This window comes from Lysinibacillus sp. FJAT-14222, assembly GCF_001278875.1.
GTDB lineage: Bacteria > Bacillota > Bacilli > Bacillales_A > Planococcaceae > Lysinibacillus > Lysinibacillus agricola.
Window position 1 is genome coordinate 114,177 of the sequence record NZ_LIYL01000024.1, and the last position, 25,738, is coordinate 139,914.

The 25,738-nt window shown below is 36.6% G+C and carries 22 protein-coding genes, 2 pseudogenes and 1 riboswitch; of the genes and pseudogenes, 10 read left to right on the forward strand and 14 right to left on the reverse strand.

All coding sequences use genetic code 11. The features are described from left to right. Positions 1-130: 130 nt before the first annotated feature. From AN161_RS12620 to AN161_RS12640, 5 genes are all read right to left on the reverse strand, one after another. Positions 131-1,126, reverse strand: a complete 996-nt coding sequence (locus AN161_RS12620; RefSeq protein WP_053594711.1) for a S66 peptidase family protein — start codon at positions 1,124-1,126, stop codon at positions 131-133. A gap of 18 nt (positions 1,127-1,144) precedes the next feature. Continuing rightward, positions 1,145-2,011 (reverse strand): S66 peptidase family protein, encoded by an 867-nt coding sequence (locus tag AN161_RS12625; RefSeq protein ID WP_082340067.1) that lies wholly within the window; start codon positions 2,009-2,011, stop codon positions 1,145-1,147. Positions 2,012-2,610: 599 nt separating this feature from the next. Then, a complete protein-coding gene (gene mprF / locus AN161_RS12630) occupies positions 2,611-5,133 on the reverse strand; it encodes a bifunctional lysylphosphatidylglycerol flippase/synthetase MprF (RefSeq protein WP_053594712.1) in 2,523 nt (840 codons plus the stop codon). A gap of 291 nt (positions 5,134-5,424) precedes the next feature. Further along, positions 5,425-6,129, reverse strand: coding sequence for a response regulator (locus AN161_RS12635; RefSeq protein WP_053594713.1), 705 nt, complete (start codon positions 6,127-6,129; stop codon positions 5,425-5,427). Beyond that, complete coding sequence (locus AN161_RS12640) at positions 6,130-7,731, reverse strand: sensor histidine kinase (protein WP_053594714.1); 1,602 nt, start codon at positions 7,729-7,731, stop codon at positions 6,130-6,132. Positions 7,732-8,171: 440 nt separating this feature from the next. On the opposite strand from AN161_RS12640, the gene AN161_RS12645 reads away from it, so the two are divergent. Beyond that, a complete protein-coding gene (locus tag AN161_RS12645) occupies positions 8,172-9,434 on the forward strand; it encodes a dicarboxylate/amino acid:cation symporter (protein ID WP_053594715.1) in 1,263 nt (420 codons plus the stop codon). A gap of 207 nt (positions 9,435-9,641) precedes the next feature. On the opposite strand, the gene AN161_RS12655 is transcribed toward AN161_RS12645, so the two are convergent. The 3 genes from AN161_RS12655 to AN161_RS12665 all read right to left on the reverse strand — a co-directional run bounded on the left by AN161_RS12655 (position 9,642) and on the right by AN161_RS12665 (position 12,266). Next, positions 9,642-10,121, reverse strand: coding sequence for a hypothetical protein (locus tag AN161_RS12655; protein WP_053594717.1), 480 nt, complete (start codon positions 10,119-10,121; stop codon positions 9,642-9,644). A 6-nt stretch (positions 10,122-10,127) separates the two neighbouring features. Further along, the gene (locus tag AN161_RS12660) at positions 10,128-10,790 is read right to left on the reverse strand and encodes a TrkA family potassium uptake protein (protein WP_053594807.1); all 663 of its coding nucleotides are present in this window, start codon (positions 10,788-10,790) and stop codon (positions 10,128-10,130) included. Between the two features lie 444 nt (positions 10,791-11,234). Continuing rightward, entirely contained in the window at positions 11,235-12,266 is a 1,032-nt protein-coding gene (locus AN161_RS12665) for an MFS transporter (protein ID WP_241774559.1), read from the reverse strand. 18 nt (positions 12,267-12,284) lie between these two features. On the opposite strand from AN161_RS12665, the pseudogene AN161_RS12670 reads away from it, so the two are divergent. After that, positions 12,285-12,638: pseudogene (locus tag AN161_RS12670) on the forward strand (transposase); the annotation flags it as partial. A gap of 99 nt (positions 12,639-12,737) precedes the next feature. Here AN161_RS12670 and AN161_RS30590 read toward each other — a convergent pair. Beyond that, positions 12,738-12,947: pseudogene (locus AN161_RS30590) on the reverse strand (hypothetical protein); the annotation flags it as partial. A 266-nt stretch (positions 12,948-13,213) separates the two neighbouring features. Between AN161_RS30590 and AN161_RS12680 the strand changes: the two are divergent. Next, positions 13,214-14,284 carry an SDR family oxidoreductase gene (locus tag AN161_RS12680; RefSeq protein WP_053594721.1) on the forward strand — a complete coding sequence of 357 codons (1,071 nt, stop codon included), beginning with the start codon at positions 13,214-13,216 and terminating at the stop codon, positions 14,282-14,284. Between the two features lie 470 nt (positions 14,285-14,754). Here AN161_RS12680 and AN161_RS12685 read toward each other — a convergent pair whose 3' ends face one another. The 5 genes from AN161_RS12685 to AN161_RS12705 all read right to left on the reverse strand — a co-directional run bounded on the left by AN161_RS12685 (position 14,755) and on the right by AN161_RS12705 (position 18,533). Further along, the gene (locus AN161_RS12685; RefSeq protein WP_053594722.1) at positions 14,755-15,510 is read right to left on the reverse strand and encodes an SDR family oxidoreductase; all 756 of its coding nucleotides are present in this window, start codon (positions 15,508-15,510) and stop codon (positions 14,755-14,757) included. Positions 15,511-15,570: 60 nt separating this feature from the next. Next, on the reverse strand, positions 15,571-16,356 hold the full coding sequence (locus AN161_RS12690; RefSeq protein ID WP_053594723.1) for a MerR family transcriptional regulator: 786 nt from the start codon (positions 16,354-16,356) through the stop codon (positions 15,571-15,573). Between the two features lie 422 nt (positions 16,357-16,778). After that, a complete protein-coding gene (locus AN161_RS12695; RefSeq protein WP_053594724.1) occupies positions 16,779-17,159 on the reverse strand; it encodes a helix-turn-helix domain-containing protein in 381 nt (126 codons plus the stop codon). A gap of 240 nt (positions 17,160-17,399) precedes the next feature. Next, on the reverse strand, positions 17,400-17,855 hold the full coding sequence (locus AN161_RS12700) for a thioredoxin-like domain-containing protein (RefSeq protein ID WP_053594725.1): 456 nt from the start codon (positions 17,853-17,855) through the stop codon (positions 17,400-17,402). A 135-nt stretch (positions 17,856-17,990) separates the two neighbouring features. Continuing rightward, positions 17,991-18,533 (reverse strand): peroxiredoxin, encoded by a 543-nt coding sequence (locus AN161_RS12705; protein WP_053594726.1) that lies wholly within the window; start codon positions 18,531-18,533, stop codon positions 17,991-17,993. Positions 18,534-19,216: 683 nt separating this feature from the next. Between AN161_RS12705 and AN161_RS12710 the strand changes: the two genes are divergently transcribed. From AN161_RS12710 to thiW, 7 genes are all read left to right on the forward strand, one after another. Then, on the forward strand, positions 19,217-19,759 hold the full coding sequence (locus AN161_RS12710; protein WP_053594727.1) for an XRE family transcriptional regulator: 543 nt from the start codon (positions 19,217-19,219) through the stop codon (positions 19,757-19,759). Between the two features lie 17 nt (positions 19,760-19,776). Further along, positions 19,777-20,883: an ABC transporter ATP-binding protein gene (locus tag AN161_RS12715; protein ID WP_053594728.1), complete on the forward strand. Its 1,107-nt coding sequence runs from the start codon at positions 19,777-19,779 to the stop codon at positions 20,881-20,883. Next, the gene (locus tag AN161_RS12720) at positions 20,873-21,682 is read left to right on the forward strand and encodes an ABC transporter permease (RefSeq protein ID WP_053594729.1); all 810 of its coding nucleotides are present in this window, start codon (positions 20,873-20,875) and stop codon (positions 21,680-21,682) included. The genes AN161_RS12715 and AN161_RS12720 overlap by 11 nt, the downstream gene beginning before the upstream one ends. Next, positions 21,679-22,476: an ABC transporter permease gene (locus AN161_RS12725; protein ID WP_053594730.1), complete on the forward strand. Its 798-nt coding sequence runs from the start codon at positions 21,679-21,681 to the stop codon at positions 22,474-22,476. Before AN161_RS12720 ends, AN161_RS12725 begins: the two co-directional genes overlap by 4 nt. Then, the gene (locus AN161_RS12730) at positions 22,473-23,546 is read left to right on the forward strand and encodes an ABC transporter substrate-binding protein (protein WP_053594731.1); all 1,074 of its coding nucleotides are present in this window, start codon (positions 22,473-22,475) and stop codon (positions 23,544-23,546) included. The genes AN161_RS12725 and AN161_RS12730 overlap by 4 nt, the downstream gene beginning before the upstream one ends. Before the next feature lie 220 nt (positions 23,547-23,766). Next, positions 23,767-24,963, forward strand: a complete 1,197-nt coding sequence (locus AN161_RS12735; RefSeq protein WP_053594732.1) for an MFS transporter — start codon at positions 23,767-23,769, stop codon at positions 24,961-24,963. 63 nt (positions 24,964-25,026) lie between these two features. Next, a riboswitch (TPP riboswitch) is annotated at positions 25,027-25,134 on the forward strand. Between the two features lie 103 nt (positions 25,135-25,237). Further along, on the forward strand, positions 25,238-25,738 hold the full coding sequence (gene thiW, locus AN161_RS12740; protein ID WP_053594733.1) for an energy coupling factor transporter S component ThiW: 501 nt from the start codon (positions 25,238-25,240) through the stop codon (positions 25,736-25,738).

Consider the following 25,738-nt stretch of genomic DNA (forward strand, 5'->3'; position numbering starts at 1 on the left):
TATATCACCTATCATTTGAGTAAACCTTTTTAACAATATAAATCCCCTAATAGTGCTTGCATTAATGTTCATTATCTCGCTTAAGCCTTAAAATATCCCCTCTCAAACTCTAATTGCAAAAAAGCAGGGCTTATAACCAATTCTCGATACAATAGACTTTTTTGGCCGTTGCATCTAATCTCACCTGTTTTCCTATAGCAATTGGATGCATCGGATGTGTATGACATATATCAAATTCTGCTAAGATTGGGATATCGATGCCGTCTAACTGTTCAAGCAGAACTTCATATGGTATACGCCCTGTTTCTAAGTCATCATAACATTCATGCTTACCTAAAATAATGCCACTTATTTTTTCAAATACTCCGTGTAATTTCAGCATCGCAAAATTTTTCTCAACGATAGCTGTATTTTTACCGCAATCTTCAATTAATAAGATATCTCCATTTTTAATATTCGGAAAATAAGGTGTACCAATGAATCCATACATAGCATTTACATTGCCGCCAATTAACCTACCTTCAGCAACTCCTTCTCGAACCGTCACCCATTCATTCTTATATAACTTTTTTTCTACCGTTTTTTCTAGCCAATTGACAGGTTCATCTGACCAATAAGTAGGCATCGGAATTTCGTAAGGTAATGCTTGTGATTTAAAGAAGTAGTTCTCGAAGAATTGATATGTATCATTAACTAATGGCTCAAACTCACCAAAGGAAGGAACTAAAGCTGGACCATAGAAAGTTGTAATTCCCGTTTTTGCGTAAAGTGCAAGTAAAATTGTCGTTGCATCAGAATAACCAACAACGATTTTTGGATTGTTTTGAAACGCCTCATAGTCGATATACGGCAGCACACTATTTGAATTTGTACCACCGATTGTCGACATTATGATGTGGACGTTTGGATTTCGTAGTAATTCATTTAATTCTTCAGCACGCTCTTTTGGAGTGCCAGAGCGATAAATATCAGATTTACCAGTTAGACCTCCTTCAATTAAGTTTATATTTCTTTGTTCAAGAAAAGCTTTTGCACGCTTATATCGGGAAAGTGCACTGACAGATGCTGGCGATGATGGTGAAAAAATACCAATATTTATACTACTACTGTTTCTTATTGGATTCATACAAACACTCCTTTTGAATTACAATAATTTCGACATGTAATATTCGTCCATGTATTCCCCATCAACATATAAGGAATGTCTTTTAGTCCCCTCAATTTCAAATCCCATTTTTTCGTATAATGCTACCCCTGCAGTGTTGTTTGCCATTACTGATGAGGTGAAATCTCGAGCAAATATTTCTGGATTAACTAGTTCATCATCCTCGACAAATAAAATACTATTTGATAAATCAGGCATATACGGTGTACCTTGAAGTAGATTTAACGTACATAAATTTCCGCCATATAATTGTCCACTTGCTTTTCCGTCAGAATACACCTTCCAGCTAGCTGCTTCAAAATGACGATTATGCTGATCTAAATACCATGCATCATCACTCCAAACGCTTGATGCTTTAATCGTATATGGTGTATTGTTCATTAAACATTGTTGAAAATATATTAGCTGATAGTCTTGTGCCTGTTCCATACGAAAGCTAGAAAAATGAGGACCTGAATACGTTATAAATCCACATTTTTTTGTAATAGCTGTTGCTGAAGCTGTGATATCACTGAAACCACAAAATATTTTTGGATTATTTGCAATCATGTCGTAATCCAAATAGGGTAATACCTCATTACAGTTAAAACCACCGATGACTGTTAATACAGCCTTTACATTCTCATCGTGAAAGGCATCATGAATGTCAGCAACTCGATGCTCAATCGATGTTGAATTTTGAAGATCACATTCAAAAATATGACGCCCATAGGATACCGTAAAGCCTAACTCTCCAAGCTTTTTCTTTGTTTGTTCAGCGCCTTCTACTGTAATAATTGCTGCACTACGACTAGGTGCGATAATACGTATCTCATCACCTACTGTTAATTTATTCGGAATACGCAAACTGCTCCTCCCCTAAAAAGTTTTAATTTTTCATCTAGAACTAAAATTTTCTCTATTATTACAAAGCGCCAATGGAAAATCAAATATGAAATTACAATTTTCTCATATCGCGAAATGAAGTTCAATGAATACCATTCAAACGAGGCTGAAACAAAACTGGTCTGAACCTTAAAAACGCGAAAAATAAATTTTAGAAACGTTGATTTCTTTCTTCTACCAGCTTTGTTTGCTGTTTATCAGCGATGTTTGAGATTTTACCGGCGATGTTTGAGGTTTTACCGGCGATGTTTGAGGTTTTACCGGCGATGTTTGTTGTTTATCAGCGATTCTGATACTTTTATCAGCGATGTTCGATGTTTTTTCAGTGATGTCCGGGTTCCGGCTCTTTTCATTCTTCCCACTATAAAAATCCATCAAAAAAGATGCATCGCAAAGTAATTTTGCAATGCATCTTTTTTTGGTTTGGCTAAGCGAATACTTCCGTCTAAGCAATTATGCTAGTACAACTAATACTTAATTATGTTGGCAGCACAGACTCCTAAAAATGATTATTGAGCTTCCTATTCTTCTCTAAGCAAGCAGCGTTAGAACTCAGCTACCTATCTCCTCCTTTTACCAATTAATAGCGTGACTTGTGCCATTGTAAATGGTAATGAAGATTTTTTTCGATACGCTACATACTTTGGCTCCCAAAAATCTGCATATTTTAATTTGAAGTTTTTTAATCCTTTAAAATGGTAGAAGTGCTGCCCATGTAAAAATATTTGTGCTGCAATTTTTTCACTTAAAAAGGAATACCTAGATTGTCCGACATTTGACAATGGCGACATCCCCATATTAAAAACACGATAGCCTTGTGCTTTTGCCCATTCAAATAGCGATAGAAAAATGAAATCCATCGTTCCAGATGGTGCTCCCGGTTTAAAACGCATGAGGTCTACTGAGATTCTTTCGCCATTATCGTACATTGGCATGATACTGGCAAATCCAATAACTTCTTCTGCTCCACGTAAAACGACAATCTTGGAAGTGTTTAAATAGTGTTCATCAAAAAAGCCAAGAGAAAAGCCTTTTTCTGCCCTTCCCTGCAACCATTTCATTGATACTTCTTCCAACTCATTCATTACTTCCTGTGAGTAAGGTGGGCTTATTAATTCCAATGTAAAATTTTCTCGTTCAAATTTATTTTTTATCGCTCGGCTCCCCTTCATCCCCTTACCGACAAGTGTAAATTTTTCTAAATCTACAAAAGCTTCCTCACCAAGCTTAAAAAAACTATAACCATGCTCATGTAGAGAAGAAAAAATTTTATTGTTAATTTCATAAAAGACTGGTGTATAACCATGCTTATCCGCCAATTCCAAAAACTCCTGAATAGCAGATAAAAAATCAGATTCATTCCCTACTGGATCTCCAAGTACAACGATTTTATCAGCATATATTTGATAAGAAAATAAAACTGTACCTTTTTCATTCCAGTGGACAAATTTGTCATGTAAAAAAATCAAGTGTGAATACTCCGTCCCTTTATAGGTCATCAAATGATTTTTGATTGTATCTTCTTGCTCACTAGACAAAAGCTTTTCCATTTTCTTAGGTGCACGGATAAAATAACCTATATAAAAAATGACAATTGCTATTAGGATGCCAATTACAGCACTATAAAATAGATCTCGGTAATCTGTAATGATATAGACCTGTAGAGTAGCTGGAATATGAATTTTGGAAGTAGGTAAGTTCACATAACCAATTAATAAATACATCACTGTAATGATTGTCACTGCAGCAAGGTCAAATAAGACTATTCCCCATGTCAAAACATAACTTTCACGGTAAAATTGTTTTTTTGACGCAATTAACAACCCTGTGACAATCATTAAAAAAATAGCTTCTTCATAGTCAAGGCCCTTAAATATAGAAAACAGAGCGGAACTACTGAGTACAATGATGGTAAGCTGATATGCCCTTTTTACTTTATATTTAATCCCCCTACATAATCCTAAGAGAATAAAGCCTGCTGCAACAGTCATTTGATGAGAGACATTCATGATTGGCGAGGATAAAAATTCCTGAGCTATTTTTAATCGAGTTAAAACACCTGGCACCGACGCAGATAGTAATAACACAATGCCAGAGATAAAAACCAATATTGTTAGCAACATGTGACTAAGCCTCTGGAAAATAACATTTGGCAAGTCATCCCATGATTGATTCCAACGTTTCCAATATTCTTTTATAAATAAGAAAGAGGAAACCAAAAATGGAAGCACAAAGTAACCAACCCGGTACAAAATTAATAGAAACAGCACTTTTTCATCAGCGATTCCTACACTTTGAGTCCCCCACAAAAAAACAAGGTCAAATGAGCCAACTCCACCAGGTATCATACTGACTATTCCCGCACTGGAAGCAATTAAAAATATTGGAATTAATGCGGATAATTCTATCGGTATATTCAAAATAAAAGTTAATATCCAGATAACTAAAAAGACCGCAAACCATTCAGCTACTGAAGTTACTATCAATTGAAGAGCTATCTTTGGATTTAAAGAACTCGTTTTTTTATAGCGAATGATGTGCATAGCAATAAAAACCGGAACATATAAGCTGACAAGAATGACTGCAATCGATAACCACCGTACTTCTTTCAGCAATGGGAAGTCCCAGAAGAATATATACATAATCCAAACTAACAAAGAAATCCCTGTTAAATAAAAGAGTGTTACGGAGGCAATGGTTTTTAACAAGTATTCCTTATCCTCTTTATATTTCGAATAGAAATAATTACGCAGAAATACACCAACTAAACCACCAAAACCAATAAGATTTGAGAAGGTATTCACAATAAATGAATGATTCAGTAAAATACGGTTATTTATTTTGATTCCCAATATTTTCACTAAAATAACATCATAAAAAATCATCGGTGTAATAGCACAGAAGGTGATAAAAAGAATAAATAAGAGCTCCCATATCTGCAATTCATTCACTTCTTTGCGAAGTAAATGAACATCTATCCCACTTATCGTTTGTAGAATTTCATAAATTGCTATTGCTAAAAGTGCTATTGGAAATAGAATTTTCAAAAATTTCAACAATGCCTCTTTTCGAACGTTAAACATGTGCTAAACCTACTCCCCATAAGTTTTGAAATCAATGATATTTTCTGTATTTCCCTTTCTACTTCATATCAATCCATATACAGTTTGTTCATGACCGAATCTTTCTAACACCTGTACTTTTTGCATGCCTCGTTTTTCAAGTAAACGACAAGAAGCAATATTGAGAGATTTATCAAGAATTTTCTCTTGTTTATCGATACTTTTCAGTGATTTATCGCCCAACTTATTAAAAATATCGACATCAAGAAAAAAGCGTACCCTTTATTCAATACTCATAGGTACGCTCATTCTCTAAATATAGTATCGATGGATCGGACGTCCCACACTTCCATATTGTATATCCACCTTTAATAAATTTTGCTTTTCTAAAAAATCTAAGTAACGTCGAGCCGTTACACGGGCTGTTCCTATGTACGTGGATACTTCCTCCGCTGATACCGCTTCGTTGCTTTCTTGAATATAGGCAAGCACTTTATCTAATGTTGCTCGGTTAAAACCCTTTGGTAGCTCGTTAATTATAATTGTTTCAGTAACTGAAGGAACAGCTATTTGCTCAGATATACGCTGTTGCATTAGATGATCAACATCATGTTGTGTTAGATCTTGCATGTCACTTATTTTCTTTTTATACGCTTGATAATTCATTAAAGTTTGCTCAATTCGTTCAAACGTAAAGGGTTTCATAATATAATCATAGACACCTAAGTGTAAAATTCGCTGCACAGTTGGCATATCATTAGCTGCGGTCACAGCGATAACGTCAACTGGAAGATGTTCTTCACGAATCTTTCCTAACGTAATGATGCCATCCTGCTCAGGCATAAAAATATCCATAAAGACAAGCTCAGGATTTAATTGTTTAATCTTCTCAAAACCCTCGATCCCATTTCCAGCATAGCCTATTAACGAAAACCCTTTGATTTGCTCAATAAATTGCCTGTTCACTTCTCGTACCATCGGATCATCTTCAATTAGTAACACATTTATTTCATCCATCTATTCTTCTCCTAACTCAAATAAGATTAAGAAACTTGTCCCTTTCATAAATTCACTCACCACTTCAATATCGCCATTGCCTTTTCTAACAATTCCATGGATTAAATGTAAGCCAATACCGCGATTCTCACTTGCCTTTGTTGAAAATCCATTTTCAAACATACGAGCTTGTACCTCCTCAGACATCCCAATACCATTATCAGAAACAGCAATTGCTAACACAGAGTCATGCTCATCTACAGAAATTGCGACATATTTATCATCCTTAGAAACAACATTTAACGCTTCAAAGGCATTTTCAATTAAATTCCCTAACAAGACAACAAAATCGTGATGATCTAGAAGAGCTGGAAAGCGTTTAAAATGACTTTTTCGATCAATTTCTACTTGTATGCCTAATTCCTTGCCATAACTAACTTTACTAAGCAATAATCCAGAAATATTTTCATTATGAAAGCGTTCATTCAAAAACTTCGTTAAAGAAGCTTCATTTTCGGTAGTAGCAGTAACGTATTCAAGTGCCTGCTTTGTATGTCCCAATTGCAGAAGCCCTGCAATAGTATGAAGCTTATTTTTATGCTCATGCGTTTGTACGCGTAGCGCTTGAACAAAAGCTTTAACGCCTGTTACCTCTTCCGCAAGCTTTTTCACCGCGGTTAAATCTTTAAACATGGCAACCGCACCGACTAACTCATCATTTACAATAATCGGGACACGATTACTTAGAATACTATGATGATTAATGTACAGCTCTTGATCGTATACAGGAGTTGCCGTTTCAACAATTTCAGGCAATCGTGTGTCAGGCAAAACATCATAAATCTTTTCACCGATACAATCCTCTATCTTTCTAGTTACTCCTAATATATCAGCTGCTTTTTCATTAAAAATTGTTATATTCATTTCCTTATCAACCGCTATGATGCCTTCATGCATAGCATTGAACGTTTCTGTTCGTTCTACATACATCTTTGCAATCTCATGAGGTTCGAGCCCAAACATTTGCTTTTTAATGTGTCGGCCGAGTGTATATGCTCCCCAAATACTAAAAACAAGTGATATAAGAATAGTAATAAAAATTTCATGCTCATAACTTTGTAACATTCCAATAAACGTTGGCAGTGAATACCCTACAACTACAATGCCTACTTGTTCTTTTTTTTCATCAACGATAGGGACAAAAGCTCGAATCATCACACCGGCTTCCCCTTGTGCCTTCGATACATAATAATGCTCACTAAAGGCAGCATTTAAATCCTGTGATCCACTACGTTTCCCTATTTCTTTACTGACGGGGTGTGATAGTTTAATACGATCCATATTCATCACAACAATATACTCAGCTTTATTAATAACACGTATTCCATCTACAATTTTATTGACATTTTTTGAAGCTTCTTTAATATTGTCATTTTTCAAATGCATACTTAACTCTGGCACATTCGATACAGTTCGTGCGACGAGCATAGCACGCTGACCAAAATCCTTTTCTTGCTCAGTTAAGAGATTACCAAGTACAAAAATGCCACCAAGTAAAAAGGAGAAAGCAATGATTAAAAATGTCACTAACAGTATCTTGCCATTTACGGGCATTTTCATCATTTAAAGATTCCTTCCTTTCCAATCAGCATATGCACTATTAAGAGAAGCTTAATCAGTGGGGTTTTACTCAAGCTCAGAATGTCACTTTTACAAATGATATGCTTTTAAGATTATCTTCAAAAAATTCTTTTGACAACACCTTTAGTTGACATAAGCAAGAGAAAGTCATGAACTTAATGAACAATATTACAAAAAATTGATATAAAACTAAATATTTTATCATTAATTATTTTTGTATTATAACAATAGTAAATTAATTATAGCGTACCATAACAGCTTGAAATATTGAAAACACTACATTTCATTGAAAATGTTAGTGAATGTACTTAATGAACGATATGTTTCTTATTTTCTAAATCTCTTTTTGTAAAAAGGATTCGCTATGATAAATCTAGTGAAAACGATATCAAAAAGAAAATTCAGAAAAGAGGTAGCATAAAATGAAATTACTGAAAAATTTGACTGTTCAGGTTATCGCTGCGATCATTTTAGGGGTTATTGTTGGAGCCATCTTCCCTGAGTTTGGTGCAAGCCTTAAAATCTTGGCAGACTTATTCATCAAGCTAATTAAAATGTTAATCGCTCCTATTATCTTCTTAACAGTTGTAATCGGAATCGGCAGTATGGGAGATATGAAAAAGGTTGGGAAAATCGGAGGAAAGGCGTTACTGTACTTCGAAATTGTCTCTACTATTGCCTTAGCAATCGGGATTACTGTTGCATTAATCGTTAGCCCAGGTACAGGATTAGATACATCAGGTGCTTCCGAAGCTGATATCTCAAAATATACAACTGCAGCAGCAGAAACTGAGCAAGGCATTGGCGCCTTCATCTCTAGCATCATTCCTGAGAACGTAGTAGGTGCACTTGCAGCAGGGCAATTACTTCCTGTTTTATTCTCTGCAATATTGTTCGGCTTAGCCGCTGCCTCAATTGGCGCACCTGCAAAACCTGTCATTACATTTTTTGAACAAGTGGCAGAAATTTTCTTCAAGATCGTAAGTATGGTGATGAAAATATCACCAATCGGCGCATTTGGTGCAATGGCCTATACGATTGGTAATTTTGGTTTGAAATCGTTAGGCAACTTAGGTCTATTAATGGCTGCAGTATATATTACAATGTTCTTATTTGTAGTCTTTGTTTTAGGTACGATCGCTAAATTCTTCGGCTTCAACATTTTCAAATTTATTGCATATTTAAAAGAGGAGATTTTCTTAGTAATTGGTACTTCATCATCTGAATCGGCCTTACCATCTATGATGCGTAAATTAGAAAACTTTGGTTGCTCTAAGCAAGTTGTTGGATTAGTAGTACCAACCGGTTATTCCTTCAATCTTGATGGAACTTCTATCTACCTATCAATGGCTGCATTATTTATTGCACAAGCATACGGAATGGACTTGACGTGGATTCAAATCATTACACTTCTTGGGATTTTAATGATTACATCTAAAGGTGCCGCTGGTGTAACAGGTTCTGGTTTTATCACATTAGCAGCGACACTTGCTGCCTTCCCTATGATCCCAGTCGAAGGGATTGCGCTACTAATTGGTGTTGACCGCTTCATGTCTGAGGCACGTGCCGTAACAAATTTAATTGGTAACGGTGTAGCTTGTGTTGTCGTATCAAAATCTGAAAAAGAGTTTGATGTAGAAATGCAAGAACGTGCACTTCAAGGAAAAAATACTATTGTGTCCTAAGAACAAATGCGCTAAAGCTCTCGAGAGCCCGAAACAAAAGTAAACGCTCCACCACTTTTGCCCGAGGGATCTAAGCGACCTCGAGGTTGTAGCGCTTTACTTAGACGCCGACTATGCTCTAGGTTATCCACAGGCAAAAAATCTATAGTTTCCTTAACTACAAGAAAGGGTAGTGATGACAGCTTAATTGCTGTATCACTACCCTTTTTATTTAACATATTGTTCAAGCAAGCGTTGCGTATTTAATGATTGTTCAAGTGCCTTTTTCTCTTTTGCCCAATATATTAAATATTGCTGTTCTCCAATATTAAAAACCATCTGCTGTAATTCTTCACTTAGCTCAGAGCTAATAGCAACCTTTAAAATATCTACCTCATATAATGGCTCATCTTTAATTTCGTAGACAATATGATAGACTGGTTTTTCTTCAAATATAGCTCTTTCGTTTTTGCTTAGTTTCTTGACATGGCTTAGAGGATAGTTTTCTATATAGGCTGTTGCATCTTGACCTGTTGTTCGAAATAAGGAGTGCTCTCCTTTATATAATTCGATTGCATCAATTTCTATTGCATGATCTAAAATACTAGAAATAACCTCTTCCTCATTTTTTTCACGAAACTGCATTGTAAAAGCACCAATAAGTATAATTGCAGCAAATATGACTAGTTTCCATCTTCGTTTATTCATTTTTAATTACCCGTTCAATGCTTTTTTGACAAAGCGATTAATATCTACATCCGCACCAATGACAAGCATAATATCCCCTAGCAAAATTTTATCACTCGCCTGCGGAGAAACGATTATATCTGCACCACGCTTAAGACCTACAATATTAATACCGTACTTTGCACGAATATCTAAATCCATAATAGAGTAACCTGCAATCGCATCATTTGCCTTAAGCTCCATAATTGAATGTTCATCCGAAAGCTCTAAATAATCAAGTACTGTATTGGACAGCATATTATTGGCAATACGTATCCCCATATCACGCTCAGGATGAACGACAAAATCTGCACCAATTTTGCGCAGTACTTTTTCATGGTAGTCATTCTGAGCCTTTACAGTAATCTGCTGAACACCAATTTCTTTTAAAATAATAGTCGTCAAAATACTAGCCTGAATATCTTCACCAATCGCTACGATAATATGCTCAAAATTACGAATACCTAATGAATTTAATACCGATTCATCTGTTGAATCTGCGATAACAGCCTGTGTGGCAATAGAAGCAAACTCGTCTACCCGCTCTGAGGAATGGTCTATCGCCATAACTTGTGCGCCTTGACTCATTAGTTCGCGAACAATGCTTCCTCCAAAACGTCCAAGTCCAATGACAGCAAACTCTTTTTTCATCATAAAAAATCCCTCCGAAAACTACTATACCATTATTGTAACGCATTCTCTGCTATATGTATCGTCAAAACAAGATACTATTCATCAGTAAAAGACAAATACCTGGTTATAGTTAAGAGCACTCGGTTCTCTTCTTTGCTCATGGTACTCCTTTGAACGCTCGAGTTACGTCATCAGGTTGTGATTTTAAGTAATCCTTTCTTTTATACCATGTTGTTCATTAAATTTTTTCTATTTTTGGCATTATTACCTATTTATCTATTAGCTTATCTAATAACTGCAAAACAATTTACCTCCAATTGTTTTGGGCAAATAAATAAGTACCGAAACACGTCAAAATAGACGATGTATTCGGTACTTCCGTTTGCATCATTGAAAGGTAATAAACTTATGGATGTGTATTTGACATAAATAAATGGAATCGCAATAAAAGTGAAAAGATTATTAATTACCATCGATTTGATTTCGATTAGGCTTAAATGCATGTGTTTTTCCTCCATACACAATCAAGGAACCGATGAGACTTAATAATACGAGTATCCATGGGAAAGAACTCGCTCCAAATTGATTCAGCATCATTCCGCCAACAAATCCACCTCCAGCTACTGCAAGGTTGAAAATGGTGACAAAAATAGATTGAGCCACATCTGCTCCTTCTCCAGCAGCATCTGCTATGACCGTTTGTAATAATGTTGGTGCCCCGCCAAATGTCAAACCCCAAGCTGCTATTCCAATAAAAATGAGTAATGGTAAACCATTTGCAATTCCTAGCACAAGTGACGCAATGGCGAAACCAACAAGACTGATTATTGACATCAGCCGTAAATAGTTATCAATAAATACCCCCATCACCCAAATTCCTACTATCGATGAGATACCGAACGTTAGTAAAGCGAGACCGACGTAATTAGCAAGTCCAACATACGTCATGTATGGGGCGATATAGGTATAGAGAATATTATGAGCCAAGATCCAAACGAAGACGACACACAATATCGGGCGAACGCCAGGCAATCGGAAAATCTCATAAATAGGTTGTCGTTGTTGAGCAGATTGTCCAGAAAAATCTGGCACTTTTATATATATCCATACCATCAAGAAAAGTGTAAGCACACCAATAATGATAAAAATAGATTGCCATTCCAAAAACAATCCCAACCAAGTACCCATGGGTAGCCCTAATGACAAAGCGATTGGTTGCCCTGTCCCTGCAATTGCCAACGCACGCCCTTGTAAAGATGGTGCTACCATCCGGCGCGCATATCCGGCCACAAGTCCCCATAGCAAACCGGTGGACATTCCCGCAAGGAAGCGTAATCCTAAGATGAGGACATAATGAGAAGATATTGCCGTTGCTATATTTGCAAGAAATAGGATACATAATGCCAGTAACAACACTTTCTTTCGCCTCCATCCTCTTGTTAATGTAACAAGGGGAATGGCCGCTAGAACCGAACCGATGGCAAAGAGTGTCACCAATTAGAGTTAACAGAGGAAGAACGTGGTTTTGTGCGTGAATGGCTACGGGAAGATTTTTATACAAAGCATATCTATCAAGCATTGAATCACATGCGTTATGTGTTAAAAGCTACAACGGATACACAAGCAACAAAGCGCTTAAAAAACTGGCTCGAACGCTATCAATTTCACACAAGTGGTGTAGTTTCAAAGATAGCTAAAACCGTGATTGTTCGTGAGAAAGCAATGGTAGATACCATATACTCACCTTTCTCAAACGGCATTATGGAAGGCACAAATAATAAAATTAAGCTCATCAAAAGACGTGGTTTTGGCTACCGAAATGATGCCCATCTTTTCCTCCGTTTACGTTTGGAAACAGGTCATTGATTTTGTCATCCCCGGATTTTGGTGATGAGCCAAATAATTCGAAATACCCCATATTATTCCGTTTTCACCCATTCCCCATTTAGTGCTAAGTGAGAGAGACCGTTCCCCTAAATGGTAGATCAAGTTGCCATATTCATGACCCCAGCGCATGATGGTTGTCGGATGAACCGAAACACTACGTTCCTTCAGGATTTCATCAAAGAAGCCTGCTTGAAACCCTTGCTCGTGTATTTGTATAATATTTTCCTCTCCAAAAGCCTCGTAATCACCCAGTATAAGAATAGTGTGTAGACAATAAAGTTGTTTCATTTCAAAGTGTAAACATGTATAACACCTTTCAGAAAAGTAATTGTTTAATTACATAATCCCATACTTATTTTTCGCAAATCAGATATCAATATAGTCTTTTAAAAAATCTTTTAAAATCCTGAGTATTCTTCCGCATACTCGTCTTAAGAGCACTGTTAGATTACAAAAAAGTGCTTATGGCACTTCAAAGTGCGTACTTCTCAAGTGTGGTTCCTTGATGCAAAATAACAGTGAACAAAGCAGATTATAAAAGGAGCTAAAACACTATGAATAATGAATCTCAATCAACACGCAAAGTCGCCTTAGTTGTAGGTGCAAATGGTGTCATCGGTCGCAACCTCATTGATCACCTAATTACTCTCCCTGATTGGGAAGTGATAGGCGTATCGCGTCGAGGTGGAGAATCTTTTGGCCATGTCCGGTATGTGGCTGCGGATCTACTCAATATAGACGACACCTGGGAGAAGTTAGGCAATTTAACTGAGGTAACACACATCTTCTATGCCGCCTATCAGGACCGTCCAACTTGGGCCGAACTTGTTCCCCCTAATCTCACCATGCTAGTAAATACCGTAGAAGTGATCGAGTCAGCCGCACCAGGCTTAAAACATGTAAGTTTGATGCAGGGTTACAAGGTATATGGCGCACACCTCGGTCCGTTCAAGACTCCGGCTCGTGAGACAGACGCTAACCATATGCCGCCCGAGTTCAATGTTGATCAGCAAGATTTCTTAGAACAAAGGCAAAAAGGTAAGGCTTGGACTTGGTCGGCGCTCCGTCCTTCTGTAGTCTGCGGCTTCTCGCTTGGAAATCCAATGAACCTCGCTATGGTTATTGCGATCTACGCTTCAATTTCGAAGGAACTTGGACTGCCGTTGCGGTTTCCGGGCAAGCCGGGTGCTTACGATAGCCTCTTGGAGATGACAGATGCTGGACTTCTCGCGAAGGCAACAGTATGGGCGGCAACTGAAGATCGTTGTGCTAATCAGGCATTCAACATCACGAATGGCGATTTATTCCGCTGGAATGAATTATGGCCGAAAATTGCTCACTACTTCGGCTTGGAAACGGCGCCTCCATTGCAGATGTCCCTGGACGTTGTCATGGCGGACAAGGAGCATCTTTGGAACAAAATGGTCGAGAAACACGGGCTTGCTCAGCATTCCTATAAAGACGTATCCTCCTGGGGATTCGGTGATTTCGTGTTCTCTTGGAATTACGATTTCTTCGCTGACGGAACTAAGGCCCGTCGCTTAGGTTTTCATGAATACGTCGATACCGAAGCGATGTTTATGAACATCTTCGACGACTTTCGCAAACGTAAAATCATTCCATAAACGAAAAGCCGGCATTTTTATATGAACTGCATCCCAATTGTTAGACACAGTCTAACAATTGGAAGTGCAGTTTTCTATGGCTAAATTTTCTTCTATAGAAAAAATACAAGAGGGAAAAGATATTTAAAGGGGACTGAAGGTGGAAAAACAATTGCCAAATCTTAAGGTGTTGCTTCGAGTGTATTTTACGAGTGAGTGAAAAATTATGAGTCGCATGGTGAAACAACTTTCGAAAAGCGCTATTTTTTTATAAAAAAGGATTGATCAAATTAATTACCATGAATCCTATATGAAAACGTCTAAATAATTATTTCATCTGTCCTTTTTGTAAATAGATATAAATTTAAGAAATTTCGTGATCCTCAATACCGTTAAACAGACTGTTTAATGCTAATTATCGAATTTAATTATGCTTATTACACTTTAAAATTCATGATTTTAATCAGTCTCTAGTTAAAACATTTACCTAATTACAGATGGCTTCCACCAGTTACATCCATATTATGCCCAGTAATAAAACTCGCTTTTTCACTCGCTAGAAATGAAACAACATTTGCAATTTCTTCTGGTTGACCCTCTCTTTTTAAAGCACTCATATTCTTTGCATTTTCTTGACCTTCTTCTGTATGCAACCAGTTAGCAGTTGAATCCGTATCAATAATTCCAGGCATTATGGAATTAACCGTAATTCCTTTTTCACCCAATTCCTTTGCTAATGTAAACGTCATTGTATTAATAGCGCCTTTTGTCATACTGTATACCATCATATGTGGAAACGCGATACGTGTCACACCTGATGATAGATTTATTATCCTACCATTGGATTCGATAAGTCCGATTAAAGATTGTGTGATAAAATATGGTGCTTTAACATTTGCATTAAATAGCCGATCGAACTCATCATAATCCACGTCTCCAAATCCATTTGATGTAGCATGTCCAGCATTGTGAACAATTGTATGCAATGATACATTATTATCCTGGATTATCATTTTTTTGATTTTTTTGATAAACTCTTTAATTCCTTCACTGGAATTAAAATCACCTTGAATTAAATGTGCTTGTCTGCCAATTGATTCAATTTCTTCTTTGACTTGATTAGCTTTTTCAATATTTTGATTATAATGTAATAGTAAATTGAATCCATCATTTGCAAGTTGGATTGCGATTGCCTTTCCTATCCCTCTAGAAGCTCCTGTTACTAATGCATAATTATTTTTTTTCACGTAATATAACCTCCCTTTAAAGAGAGTGTAAGGGTTAACCTAAGGGGGAAGGTCAATTACTTAATACTTAGACGGAAAAATAAATTCCGATAGGCGTTTGGAGGAATATAGATAATCATCTGGGTTTAATATACGTTCATAAATATATGGTTCAGATAATTCTATTTCGTTATTTTTCATGATCTCATTTATTTTTAATACCGATTCTTCTTGATAAGGATCAATTTCATAAATAATCTTTTGCGTTTGAAAACCAAAATAACTTGTGATTCCGGATTGACTCAATTTGTGATTTTCCAATTGTACAGCGACACGAATAGGGTGAATTTTATTATCCATCAGTTTATATTTGATGATTTTTTCATTCTTTTTAACATTAAGTTCGCTAACTAATTCCTCGATGTTATTCAGCGCTACACATATATTTTCATTTGGTAATAATTCATATTCATATACGATCAATGATTCTAAATACGCTTTTTGGACTTCATTATTTAACATCATAATTGCAGGACTCAGGGCTTTCAAATTATTTATTGTTTGATTTGCATCTTTTATCTTATTCATTTCCAACTGAAGCTTTTCTTCTATCAAATTATTTATTTCATCATCTGATAACTTTCTATGGATGATTTTACTGATTTCATTTAAGCTAAATCCTGCTTTTTTTAATAAATTTATTCGTTTAGCAGTTAGTAACTGATTCTTATCATAATATCGATAATCATTATTTGGATCAACAAACACTGGATTCAAAATATTATGTTCATCATACAGATACAAAGTTTTTCGTGATAAGCCAGTCAACTTGCTAAAATTCTTTATTAGAAGCAAATTATTATTCACTAATAAATCACCTACTATCAATTTTATTTTGATTTATAATATACATTATAGGATTTAAGTTCAATTTATTAAAACGTGGATCTTCCACTTGAAGAGACGTTCTGAATAAATACAATACGAAAAATAAAATCCATTCATATACAAATGGGTTCAGTTCATCCTTTTTATAATCATCGTACTTTATTTCAAAGCCTCATTAAGATATTTCAACTTCTTTTTTATTCAGATTCTAGCCATACTAGTTCAGCTTCTTTCAAACCAACATCTCGTTCGTATGAAAAAAATCGTTCTTATAAAGGGAAAGTTGGAAAAATCGCACCTAATCTTTTAAATAATAAAGTCCAAGCAGAAAAACTAAATGAAAAGTTGGTTACGGAGTTTAAATTATTGGGCGAGAAATTATAACTATCACCGATGAGCCCTTATATGTCATTTTTGTCTCCAAGCTCTGGGTTGGCCAGAACGGTAGCCCTTCCCCCGTACTTTCTTTCTAAATGCGAATCCCCCCACCTACACATCAGATGGAGAATCTCTTTTAGACTCCAACCGTAGTCGGTCAACTCATACTCGACTTTTGGTGGAACCTGATTGTAAGAAGTGCGTAAGATGACGCCTTCCTCTTGAAGCTCGCGAAGTTGCTGCGATAACATTTTTTGAGTAATTGCAGGTATCAAGTTTTTCAATTCATTGTTACGTTTCTTGCCAAATGTCAGATGAAAGAGTATTACAGGTTTCCATTTACCTCCAATTACCTCCAAAGTTGCCTCTACCGCCGTATTGTAAATCTTATGAGAATCCTTCATTCCACACCACACCTTACTTTTATGACTTCATTTAGTTCAGCTTTTGTTACATTTTTCATCATTATTCATTTCTACCTCTAAAATCAAATTTAGGGAACTACATTTCTTTTGTATCCTCTACTTCTGTCTTCAGGGTTCAGGACTTGCACCCTATAGTTCATAGGCATGCCGGGCGCACAAATTAAGTATATTTTTACATTAAAAAAGACGAGGAAAAAATATCCTCGCCTTGGCATTACATTATTCAGCGTTGCGCATTTCATCTAAAACACGATTTACACGTTTTTCTAGCATTTTCATACCGCTACCACCAGCTTGCATGTGACGAAGCTGACCATCTTTATCGAAAACATAATACGCAGGTACGTATTGGTTTTCAAATGCATCTGTTAGCTTTAATTCGTTATCAACAAAGATTGGTTGTACAATATCAAATTCTGCTGCTACCGATTTGATTGTTTCTAAATCTGTATCTTGCTCAGAACGTGGCATATGCACAGCAATAACGTTTAACTCATCCTTGTATTGATCACGGAAATTGTTCACATCTGGCATTGCTTCTTTACATAAATGGCAACTAACCGACCAGAAGTGGATTAACGTAGGTTTTTCTCCTACTAAACCTGCTTTTGTTACTTCACCATTTAACCAAGTCGTTGCGCCTACAAGTTCAGGCATTTGTTCACGAAGTTTCATAAAACATTCTCCTTTTTCTCTATCAAGTTTAAAAAAATCCCCACAGCAAGTTTGTGGGGACTCTTTATTTTTGAATGATCAATTTCGTCAAGCCTTGAATTCAGTTCAAAGCCTGACATGAAAACCCTACTTAAATTATAGAGTTGCTTGACCTGGGCGCCAGTTTGCTGGGCAAAGACCACCAGTTTGTAAAGCTTGAAGTACACGTAAAGTTTCGTCTACATCACGGCCGATGTTGTTATCGAATACTGTTTGGTATTTTAATTCACCTTCTGGGTTGATGATGAATAAGCCGCGTAGTGCGATACCTTCTTCTTCAATTAATACACCATATTCTTTTGAAATTTGGTGATTTGTATCCGCTGCTAATGGATATTTTAACTCACCAAGACCATTTTGAGTGCGGTCAGTGTTAATCCAAGCTAAGTGAGTGTGAATTGTATCAGTAGAAACACCGATTACTTCTGCATCTAAGTCTTCGAACTCGTCGTAACGATCGCTCATTGCAGTGATTTCTGTTGGACATACGAAAGTGAAGTCCATTGGATAGAAGAAAAGAACTGTCCATTTGTCTTGTGCTTTAATGTCTTCTAATGATACTTTACCAAATGATTTGTCTGAAAGTACCGCTTCCATTGTAAAGTCAGGTGCTTGTCTACCTACCATGCGTTCTGCCATAATAAATCCCTCCGATTAAATATGTAGTGTATATATTCCATTCGCACCAGCGAACTCGTCTTCTACGATAGCAGAGTAATCGTAGTTTTTCAAACAAGTAAACTTCATAAAAGTACATGTTTGAAATTGTCTGACAAATTTTTGTCAATTTCCTAAGTGGAATGGCTACTACAGCATATTTATTAGCTATTTTTCACAATTTTATTCTAGAATTAACAATATTTCAGCTCATCACCATAACGTCGGGTTGATTTCCGTTCCGACTGGGCACTTTCCAGGGGTGTCCGATGAGCCGCTTGGGCCAACAAGTGTTTTTTGTGCGAAAGCGTAGTGACAGCAACAGCACGATGTTCAGGACGTGATATTTATAGCCTTCGTTCCTCTGCCGGCTCCAGGTACTCATCTTTGGCGCTGAGCCCCAAGGAGTTGCCCAGCCTCCACTCCAATCAACCTATATCCATGGCAAATGTCATCCATAACTTTTGGTGATGAGCCAATTTTTTTCACACATCATTTATGTATAATTTCTAAAAATTTTTTCTACTTTTTTTCATAAAAAAACGATTGCAAATTCTTTATTATTATGTATAATTGTAATGGTTTTAGTAAACTAAAAGTTTCGTTAAAGTAAACTTCGTATTTCAAAAGTTTATGATTGCTAAACTTCTTCTAGGAGGGAAAAGATGCAAATAGGAGCAAAAATCAAAGCGCTTCGCTTAAAAAAAGGTCTTACCCAAGAGGAGCTTGGAGAACGTACAGATTTAAGTAAAGGGTATATTTCACAATTAGAACGTGATCTAAATTCACCTTCCATTGAAACGCTATTTTCACTATTAGAAGTTTTAGGGTCAACACCTAAGGAATTTTTCGATGATGAATCACCTGAACAAAAGGTTGTATATACAGAAGAAGATCAATCCACTTATACAGACGAAGAAAAAAAATATGAAATTCAGTGGCTCATTCCTACATCAAATGAAAAAGAGATGGAGCCCATTTTCTTAACACTTGATGTTGATGGTGAATTCAAACAGTTTGAGCCCTCGCTCTCGGAAACATTTATTTATGTTGTCGAAGGGCGTATTCGTCTCGTTTTGGGAAATGAACAGTATATAGCAAGTAAAGGCAATGCACTCTATTTTGACGCGACAGATCATCATCAAATTCTTAATGCACATACTGGAGAAACAAAAATTTTACTTGTCGCAACGGATTCATATTTATAGCTTAAGGAGGCGCATCTATGACAACGAATTCGATTATCCGCTTTGAAAATGTTTCAAAGTCCTATAATGACGGCACGGTCGTCTTAAAAAACATTAACTTGGAGCTAGAAAAAGGGAAATTCTATACACTACTAGGTCCTTCTGGTTGTGGTAAAACAACTATTTTACGTATGATTGCTGGCTTCACAGAACCGACTACAGGAGATATCTATTTTCACGATAAAAAAATCAACTCAGTACCAGCAAATGAACGCCAAGTAAATACTGTTTTTCAGGATTATGCGTTGTTCCCTCATTTGAATGTCTTTGAAAACGTCGCATTTGGGCTTCGCATCAAAAAACTTCCTGAAAGTGAAATTAAAAACCGTGTTGCTGAAGCATTAAAATTCGTTAACTTAGCAGGCTATGGCAATCGTGAAATTTCTGAAATGTCCGGTGGTCAACGTCAACGTGTTGCTATTGCTCGTGCGATTGTGAATGATCCTGAAGTGATTTTACTTGATGAGCCTCTTTCTGCTTTAGATTTAAAGCTGCGTACAGAGATGCAGTATGAGTTACGCGAATTACAGCAACGACTCGGGAAAACATTTGTCTTCGTTACACACGATCAAGAAGAAGCCCTTGCCATGAGTGATGAAATATTTGTCTTAAGTGAAGGTGAAATTCAACAATCAGGTACACCAGTAGATATTTATGATGAGCCAATTAACCGCTTCGTTGCTGATTTTATTGGAGAATCAAATATTGTTCCTGGTGTGATGATTGAAGATTTTAAAGTAGAATTTGCCGGTAAAGTTTTTGAATGTGTCGACCAAGGTATGAAGCCAAACGAAAAAATTGATATTGTCATTCGCCCAGAGGATTTAGAAATGACAACAATCGATAAAGGCAAACTTGTCGTTAAAGTTGATACTCAATTGTTCCGTGGGGTGCATTATGAATTATCCACGTACGACAAGGATGGAAATGAATGGCTCGTGCATTCATTGAAAAAAGCTGAAGTAGGGACAGAAATTGGCTTAGACTTTGATCCAGAAGCAATTCATGTTATGCGCTTAAATGAGACAGAAGAAGAATTCGATAAACGTTTAGAAGCTTATGGAGACGACGAAGATGCAAACTAAGACTTCGAAATCAGCCTTATTTCCATATGTTTTATGGATCGCACTTTTCGTTATCGCGCCGATTGCACTTGTTGTTTACTATTCCCTACTAGATATACATGGCAATTTCACGCTCGATAACTATAAAGCGTTCTTTACTTCTGTCTATTTAAAAATGACATTAAGTTCGTTCTGGTATGCGTTTTTAATTACGTTCTTTACGTTACTTGTTTCGTATCCAACAGCCTATTTTTTAACAAAAACGAAGCATAAGCAGCTTTGGCTTTTACTGATTATTATTCCTTCTTGGATTAATCTTTTGTTAAAAACATATGCCTTTATCGGGATTTTTGGCTTATACGGTCCATTAAATGCATTTATCGAAGTATTTGGCTTTGATCCACAGCAGATGCTATTCACTGACATTAGCTTTGTATTCGTATCCGTTTATATTTTTATTCCATTTATGATTTTACCGATTTTCAACTCATTGGATCGTTTAAATCCGACTCTTGTTTACGCAGCACGTGATTTAGGGGCATCTGCCCTTACTACATTCCGTCGCGTTGTGTTGCCACTAACAATGGACGGTGTTAAATCAGGTATTCAAGTTGTATTTATCCCTGCTTTATCACTCTTCATGATTACTCGTTTAATTGCAGGAAACCGTGTTATTACACTTGGTACAGCTATTGAACAACAATTCCTTGTGACCCAAAACTGGGGAATGGGTTCAACAATTGCTGTTTTCTTAATTTTATTCATGGTTATCATTATGTTAATTACGGGGCAAAAGGATAAAGGAGGTCGCGTACGATGAAAAAACTATCTGCGTCAGCAAGAGTGTATTTAGCGATTGTTTTTATCGTCTTATATGCACCTATCTTCTATTTAATCTTTTATTCGTTCAATAGTGGTGGCTCGATGAATAATTTTGAGTCCTTTACGTTAGAACATTATATAGCCGTGTTTGAGGATTCACGTTTACTCGTTATTTTAATTAATACAGTCATCGTGGCATTGCTTTCTGCATTGATTTCTACAGTCATCGGGACACTAGGTGCCATTGGCATTGTCACTGTTAAAAATTCAAAAATGCGCAACACTCTACTTTCTTTAAACAATGTGTTAATTGTTAGCCCGGACGTCATTATTGGTGCAAGCTTTTTAATTTTATTCACAATGATTGGTATTAAATTAGGCTTTGCTTCTGTGTTACTAGCACATGTAGCGTTCAGTGTCCCAATCGTTGTACTGATGGTCTTACCGAAACTGTTAGAAATGAATAAATCATTAATCGACGCTGCATTAGATTTAGGTGCAACGAAAAAAGATGTGATGATGCGTGTTATTTTACCGTATATTCAACCTGGTATTTTTGCAGGGTTCTTCCTTGCCTTAACGTACTCTTTAGATGATTTTGCGGTGACGTTTTTCGTGACAGGTAACGGCTTTAGTACATTATCTGTTGAAATTTACTCTATGGCACGTGCCGGTATTTCCTTAACGGTTAACGCTATTTCTGGTTTAGTATTCTTTGTAACGGTTATCGTCGTAGTTGGCTATTACTTCATTACAAGCCGCGCTAGTAAAAGAACGGGGGGAACTCAATGAAGCAATTAATTCAAGCAACAATCGCCATCCTTGTCGTTTCCGCCCTTTTGTTCTATGCTGCTGACGCCCTAAGTGCCGGCGGTGGGAAAAGTGGGAAAGATACGTTAACAATCTTTAACTGGGGAGAATATATTGACCCAGATTTGCTAAAGCAATTTGAAAAAGAAACAGGTATTCATGTTATTTATGAGACGTTTGATTCAAATGAAGCAATGATGACAAAAATTCAACAAGGTGGTACGGCTTATGATATTGCAGTACCTTCTGAATATATGATTGAAAAAATGAAGGAAGAAAACTTACTTATTCCTTTAGATAAAACGAAAATCCCTAATTTAAAAAATATCGATCCTTACTTTTTAGATTTACCATTTGATGAGGACAATAAATATTCTGTTCCATATTTCTGGGGAACAGTCGGCATTGTCTATAATCCAAAGCTCGTTGGTAATTTAGATTTTTCTTCTTGGGATGACTTATGGGACCCTTCGTTAAATCGAAAAGTCTTTTTAGTAGACGGTGCACGTGAAGTGATCGGTATGGGCTTAAACAGTCTTGGCTATTCTCTCAACTCTTTAAATGGCCATGAGCTACGTGAAGCTACTGATAAACTGATAACATTGGCGCCAAATGTTAAAGCCATTATCGGAGATGAAATTACACCGCTGATGATTAATAATGAGGCAGCTGTTGCCCTTACTTGGTCTGGTCAAGCAGCAGATATGATGTCCGAAAACGAAGACCTAGACTTCGCTGTACCAGAAGAAGGCTCGAATTTATGGTTTGATAATATGGTCATTCCAAAAACTTCAAAAAATATAGATGGAGCACATGCCTTCATTAATTTTATGCTTAAAGCTGAATCCGGTGCTCAAAATGCCGATTATGTAGGCTACTCTACTCCTAATATTGAAGCGATGAAGTTAATGGATAAAGAAGTTGTATCAGATGAACGCTACTATCCTACTGAAGAACAACGCGACACATTAGAGGTATATAAAAATTTAGGCCCAGATTATTTAGGCAAATACAATGAGCTGTTTTTAGAATTTAAAATGAGTATACGATAACCTATTTAAAGCTGTTCTTACGTTACTAACGTTGAGAACAGCTTTTTTCGTTTAGCGCTGGAGGTAAACTTCTAGAGGAAAACTGGGGGCAGTATTTGTTTAACAAAAAGAATCCCCACAACTTTACTAGCAATTTCTCTTATTTCAGACTTCTAGTCAATAGCAAACGTACAAGCCTTGTGGTAGACTGTAGTATATTTGATTAAAAAGGGGGTATTCGATGACCCAGCAGAAGTCTAATAAGGCGGCTTTGTATATTTTAATGTTTAATATGTTTATCGCAATGGGGAGTATTGGAATTATTATTCCTGTCATGCCTGAATATTTAAAACTATTTGGTGCTGCAGGACAAATTCTTGGCATGTTGATTGCAACGTTCGCCTTGGCACAATTCGTTTTTTCTCCAATTGCTGGGAATCTTTCGGATCAATACGGTCGAAAAAATCTCATTATTTTCGGTCTTATAGTGACAGGACTTGCACAAATTGGTTTTGGGCTTTCTACAGATGTGTGGATGCTCTTCTTGGCACGCTTTTTAGGTGGCCTTGGATCTGCATTTGTGGCACCTCCTATAATGGCTTTTGTGGCAGACGTCACGACTTATGAGGAACGAGGTAAAGGAATGGGTATGCTAGGGGCAGCAATGTCCTTTGGTTTTATGATTGGACCAGGCATCGGTGGATTCCTCTCAAAAGTTAGCTTGCATTTTCCATTTTATACTGCTGGATGTGCAGCTATCTTAGCAGCTATTTTATCGTTCTTTTTATTACCTGCTACAAAACCAAACACAGCGAAAAAAGCGCAGAAGCAAGATAATCTTGCAAAGCAAATGGTCCGTTCAGTCCGAATGCCTTATTTTGTCATGCTAATTATCATGCTTGTTTTCTCATTCGGAATCGCTAACTTCCAAACAACATTATCATTATTTGTTACAGACAAGTTTAATTACACACCTACAGATATCGCTATTATATTAGTTGTAGGTGGCGCTTTTGGTGTTATTGTACAAATATTTGTTATTACACCGCTGTTTAATCGATTCGGCGAAATGAAAGTAGTGTTAGTCAATTTATTTATTGCATCCGTTTCGATTTTCTTAATATTATTCGCATCTGGCTTTGCACTTATTTTAATTGTAGCGACAATCTTCTCTACAGCTACGACATTGATTCGTCCAGCTGTCAACACACTGATTTCAAAGCTTGCTGAAAATGAACAAGGCTTTGCAGCTGGTCTCAACAATGCATATATGAGTCTTGGTAATATGATTGGTCCAGCTTTAGCAGGTTTATTATTCGATTGGAATATGAACAGTCCTTATATTTTCGGGTCTATTATTTTAATGGCTTGCTTCTTCCTTGCCCTTATTTGGACAATGAAAAAAGCACCGCATCTAATGCATCCTGATACAAATTAGTCTGAAAAGTTATTGACTATTTTTAGTAGTATACTACATTATTATGTAAAAATTAAATTCTATTATTACCACTAGGGGAGTCTTTAAAAGGCCGAGACGTATATGATCATATACGGACCCTTTGAACCTGATCTAGTTCACACTAGCGGAGGGAAGTGGCGACACTTGCTTTTTAAATATGTAAATGCAAGGCCGCTTCCTATTGTTTTTAGGAAGCGGCTTTTTTTGTCTGGTTTATCAACGATTCACTAAATACTAAAAAGGAGTGGAAATTATGTCAATTCGAAAATTAACAATCATGGCCTTATTAGTAGCAATTGCCGTAGCAGGTTCTACCTTCGTATCTATACCAACGGGAATTGCACGTGCCTACCCTGTACAGCATGCCATTAATGTTATTGGCGCTATTATTCTTGGACCAGTGCCTACTGTTATGGTCGCCTTTGTCACAGCTATTATTCGTATTTTAACAGGCACAGGCTCATTATTAGCTATACCCGGCAGTGTCATTGGTGCTCTATGTGCAGCTCTTGCCTATAAATACAGCGGCAAACAATGGCTCGCAGGTATCGGTGAAATGTTTGGAACAGGTATTATTGCCTCACTCATTGCAGTACCTTACGCACATTTAGTAATGGGGACATCCGTTGCTGCTTTATTTTTCATGCCAGCCTTTTTAACCTCAAGTACCATTGGTGCTATCCTGGGCATTGTCATTGCTAGCAATTTGCGCAAGACTATGTTTGTAACTAATCTTAACACTCTACTTAAATAA

Bases quoted from the DNA above. Each gene is read 5' to 3' on its own strand.
- AN161_RS12710 (WP_053594727.1), top strand. From the start codon at position 19,217: ATGCAAATAGGAGCAAAAATCAAAGCGCTTCGCTTAAAAAAAGGTCTT.
- AN161_RS12715 (WP_053594728.1), top strand. From the start codon at position 19,777: ATGACAACGAATTCGATTATCCGCTTTGAAAATGTTTCAAAGTCCTAT.
- AN161_RS12700 (WP_053594725.1), bottom strand. From the start codon at position 17,855: ATGAAACTTCGTGAACAAATGCCTGAACTTGTAGGCGCAACGACTTGG.
- AN161_RS12620 (WP_053594711.1), bottom strand. From the start codon at position 1,126: ATGAATCCAATAAGAAACAGTAGTAGTATAAATATTGGTATTTTTTCA.
- thiW (WP_053594733.1), top strand. From the start codon at position 25,238: ATGTCAATTCGAAAATTAACAATCATGGCCTTATTAGTAGCAATTGCC.
- AN161_RS12725 (WP_053594730.1), top strand. From the start codon at position 21,679: ATGAAAAAACTATCTGCGTCAGCAAGAGTGTATTTAGCGATTGTTTTT.
- AN161_RS12680 (WP_053594721.1), top strand. From the start codon at position 13,214: ATGAATAATGAATCTCAATCAACACGCAAAGTCGCCTTAGTTGTAGGT.
- AN161_RS12695 (WP_053594724.1), bottom strand. From the start codon at position 17,159: ATGAAGGATTCTCATAAGATTTACAATACGGCGGTAGAGGCAACTTTG.
- AN161_RS12645 (WP_053594715.1), top strand. From the start codon at position 8,172: ATGAAATTACTGAAAAATTTGACTGTTCAGGTTATCGCTGCGATCATT.
- AN161_RS12730 (WP_053594731.1), top strand. From the start codon at position 22,473: ATGAAGCAATTAATTCAAGCAACAATCGCCATCCTTGTCGTTTCCGCC.
- AN161_RS12655 (WP_053594717.1), bottom strand. From the start codon at position 10,121: ATGAATAAACGAAGATGGAAACTAGTCATATTTGCTGCAATTATACTT.
- AN161_RS12705 (WP_053594726.1), bottom strand. From the start codon at position 18,533: ATGGCAGAACGCATGGTAGGTAGACAAGCACCTGACTTTACAATGGAA.
- AN161_RS12735 (WP_053594732.1), top strand. From the start codon at position 23,767: ATGACCCAGCAGAAGTCTAATAAGGCGGCTTTGTATATTTTAATGTTT.
- mprF (WP_053594712.1), bottom strand. From the start codon at position 5,133: ATGTTTAACGTTCGAAAAGAGGCATTGTTGAAATTTTTGAAAATTCTA.
- AN161_RS12640 (WP_053594714.1), bottom strand. From the start codon at position 7,731: ATGATGAAAATGCCCGTAAATGGCAAGATACTGTTAGTGACATTTTTA.
- AN161_RS12635 (WP_053594713.1), bottom strand. From the start codon at position 6,129: ATGGATGAAATAAATGTGTTACTAATTGAAGATGATCCGATGGTACGA.
- AN161_RS12720 (WP_053594729.1), top strand. From the start codon at position 20,873: ATGCAAACTAAGACTTCGAAATCAGCCTTATTTCCATATGTTTTATGG.
- AN161_RS12660 (WP_053594807.1), bottom strand. From the start codon at position 10,790: ATGAAAAAAGAGTTTGCTGTCATTGGACTTGGACGTTTTGGAGGAAGC.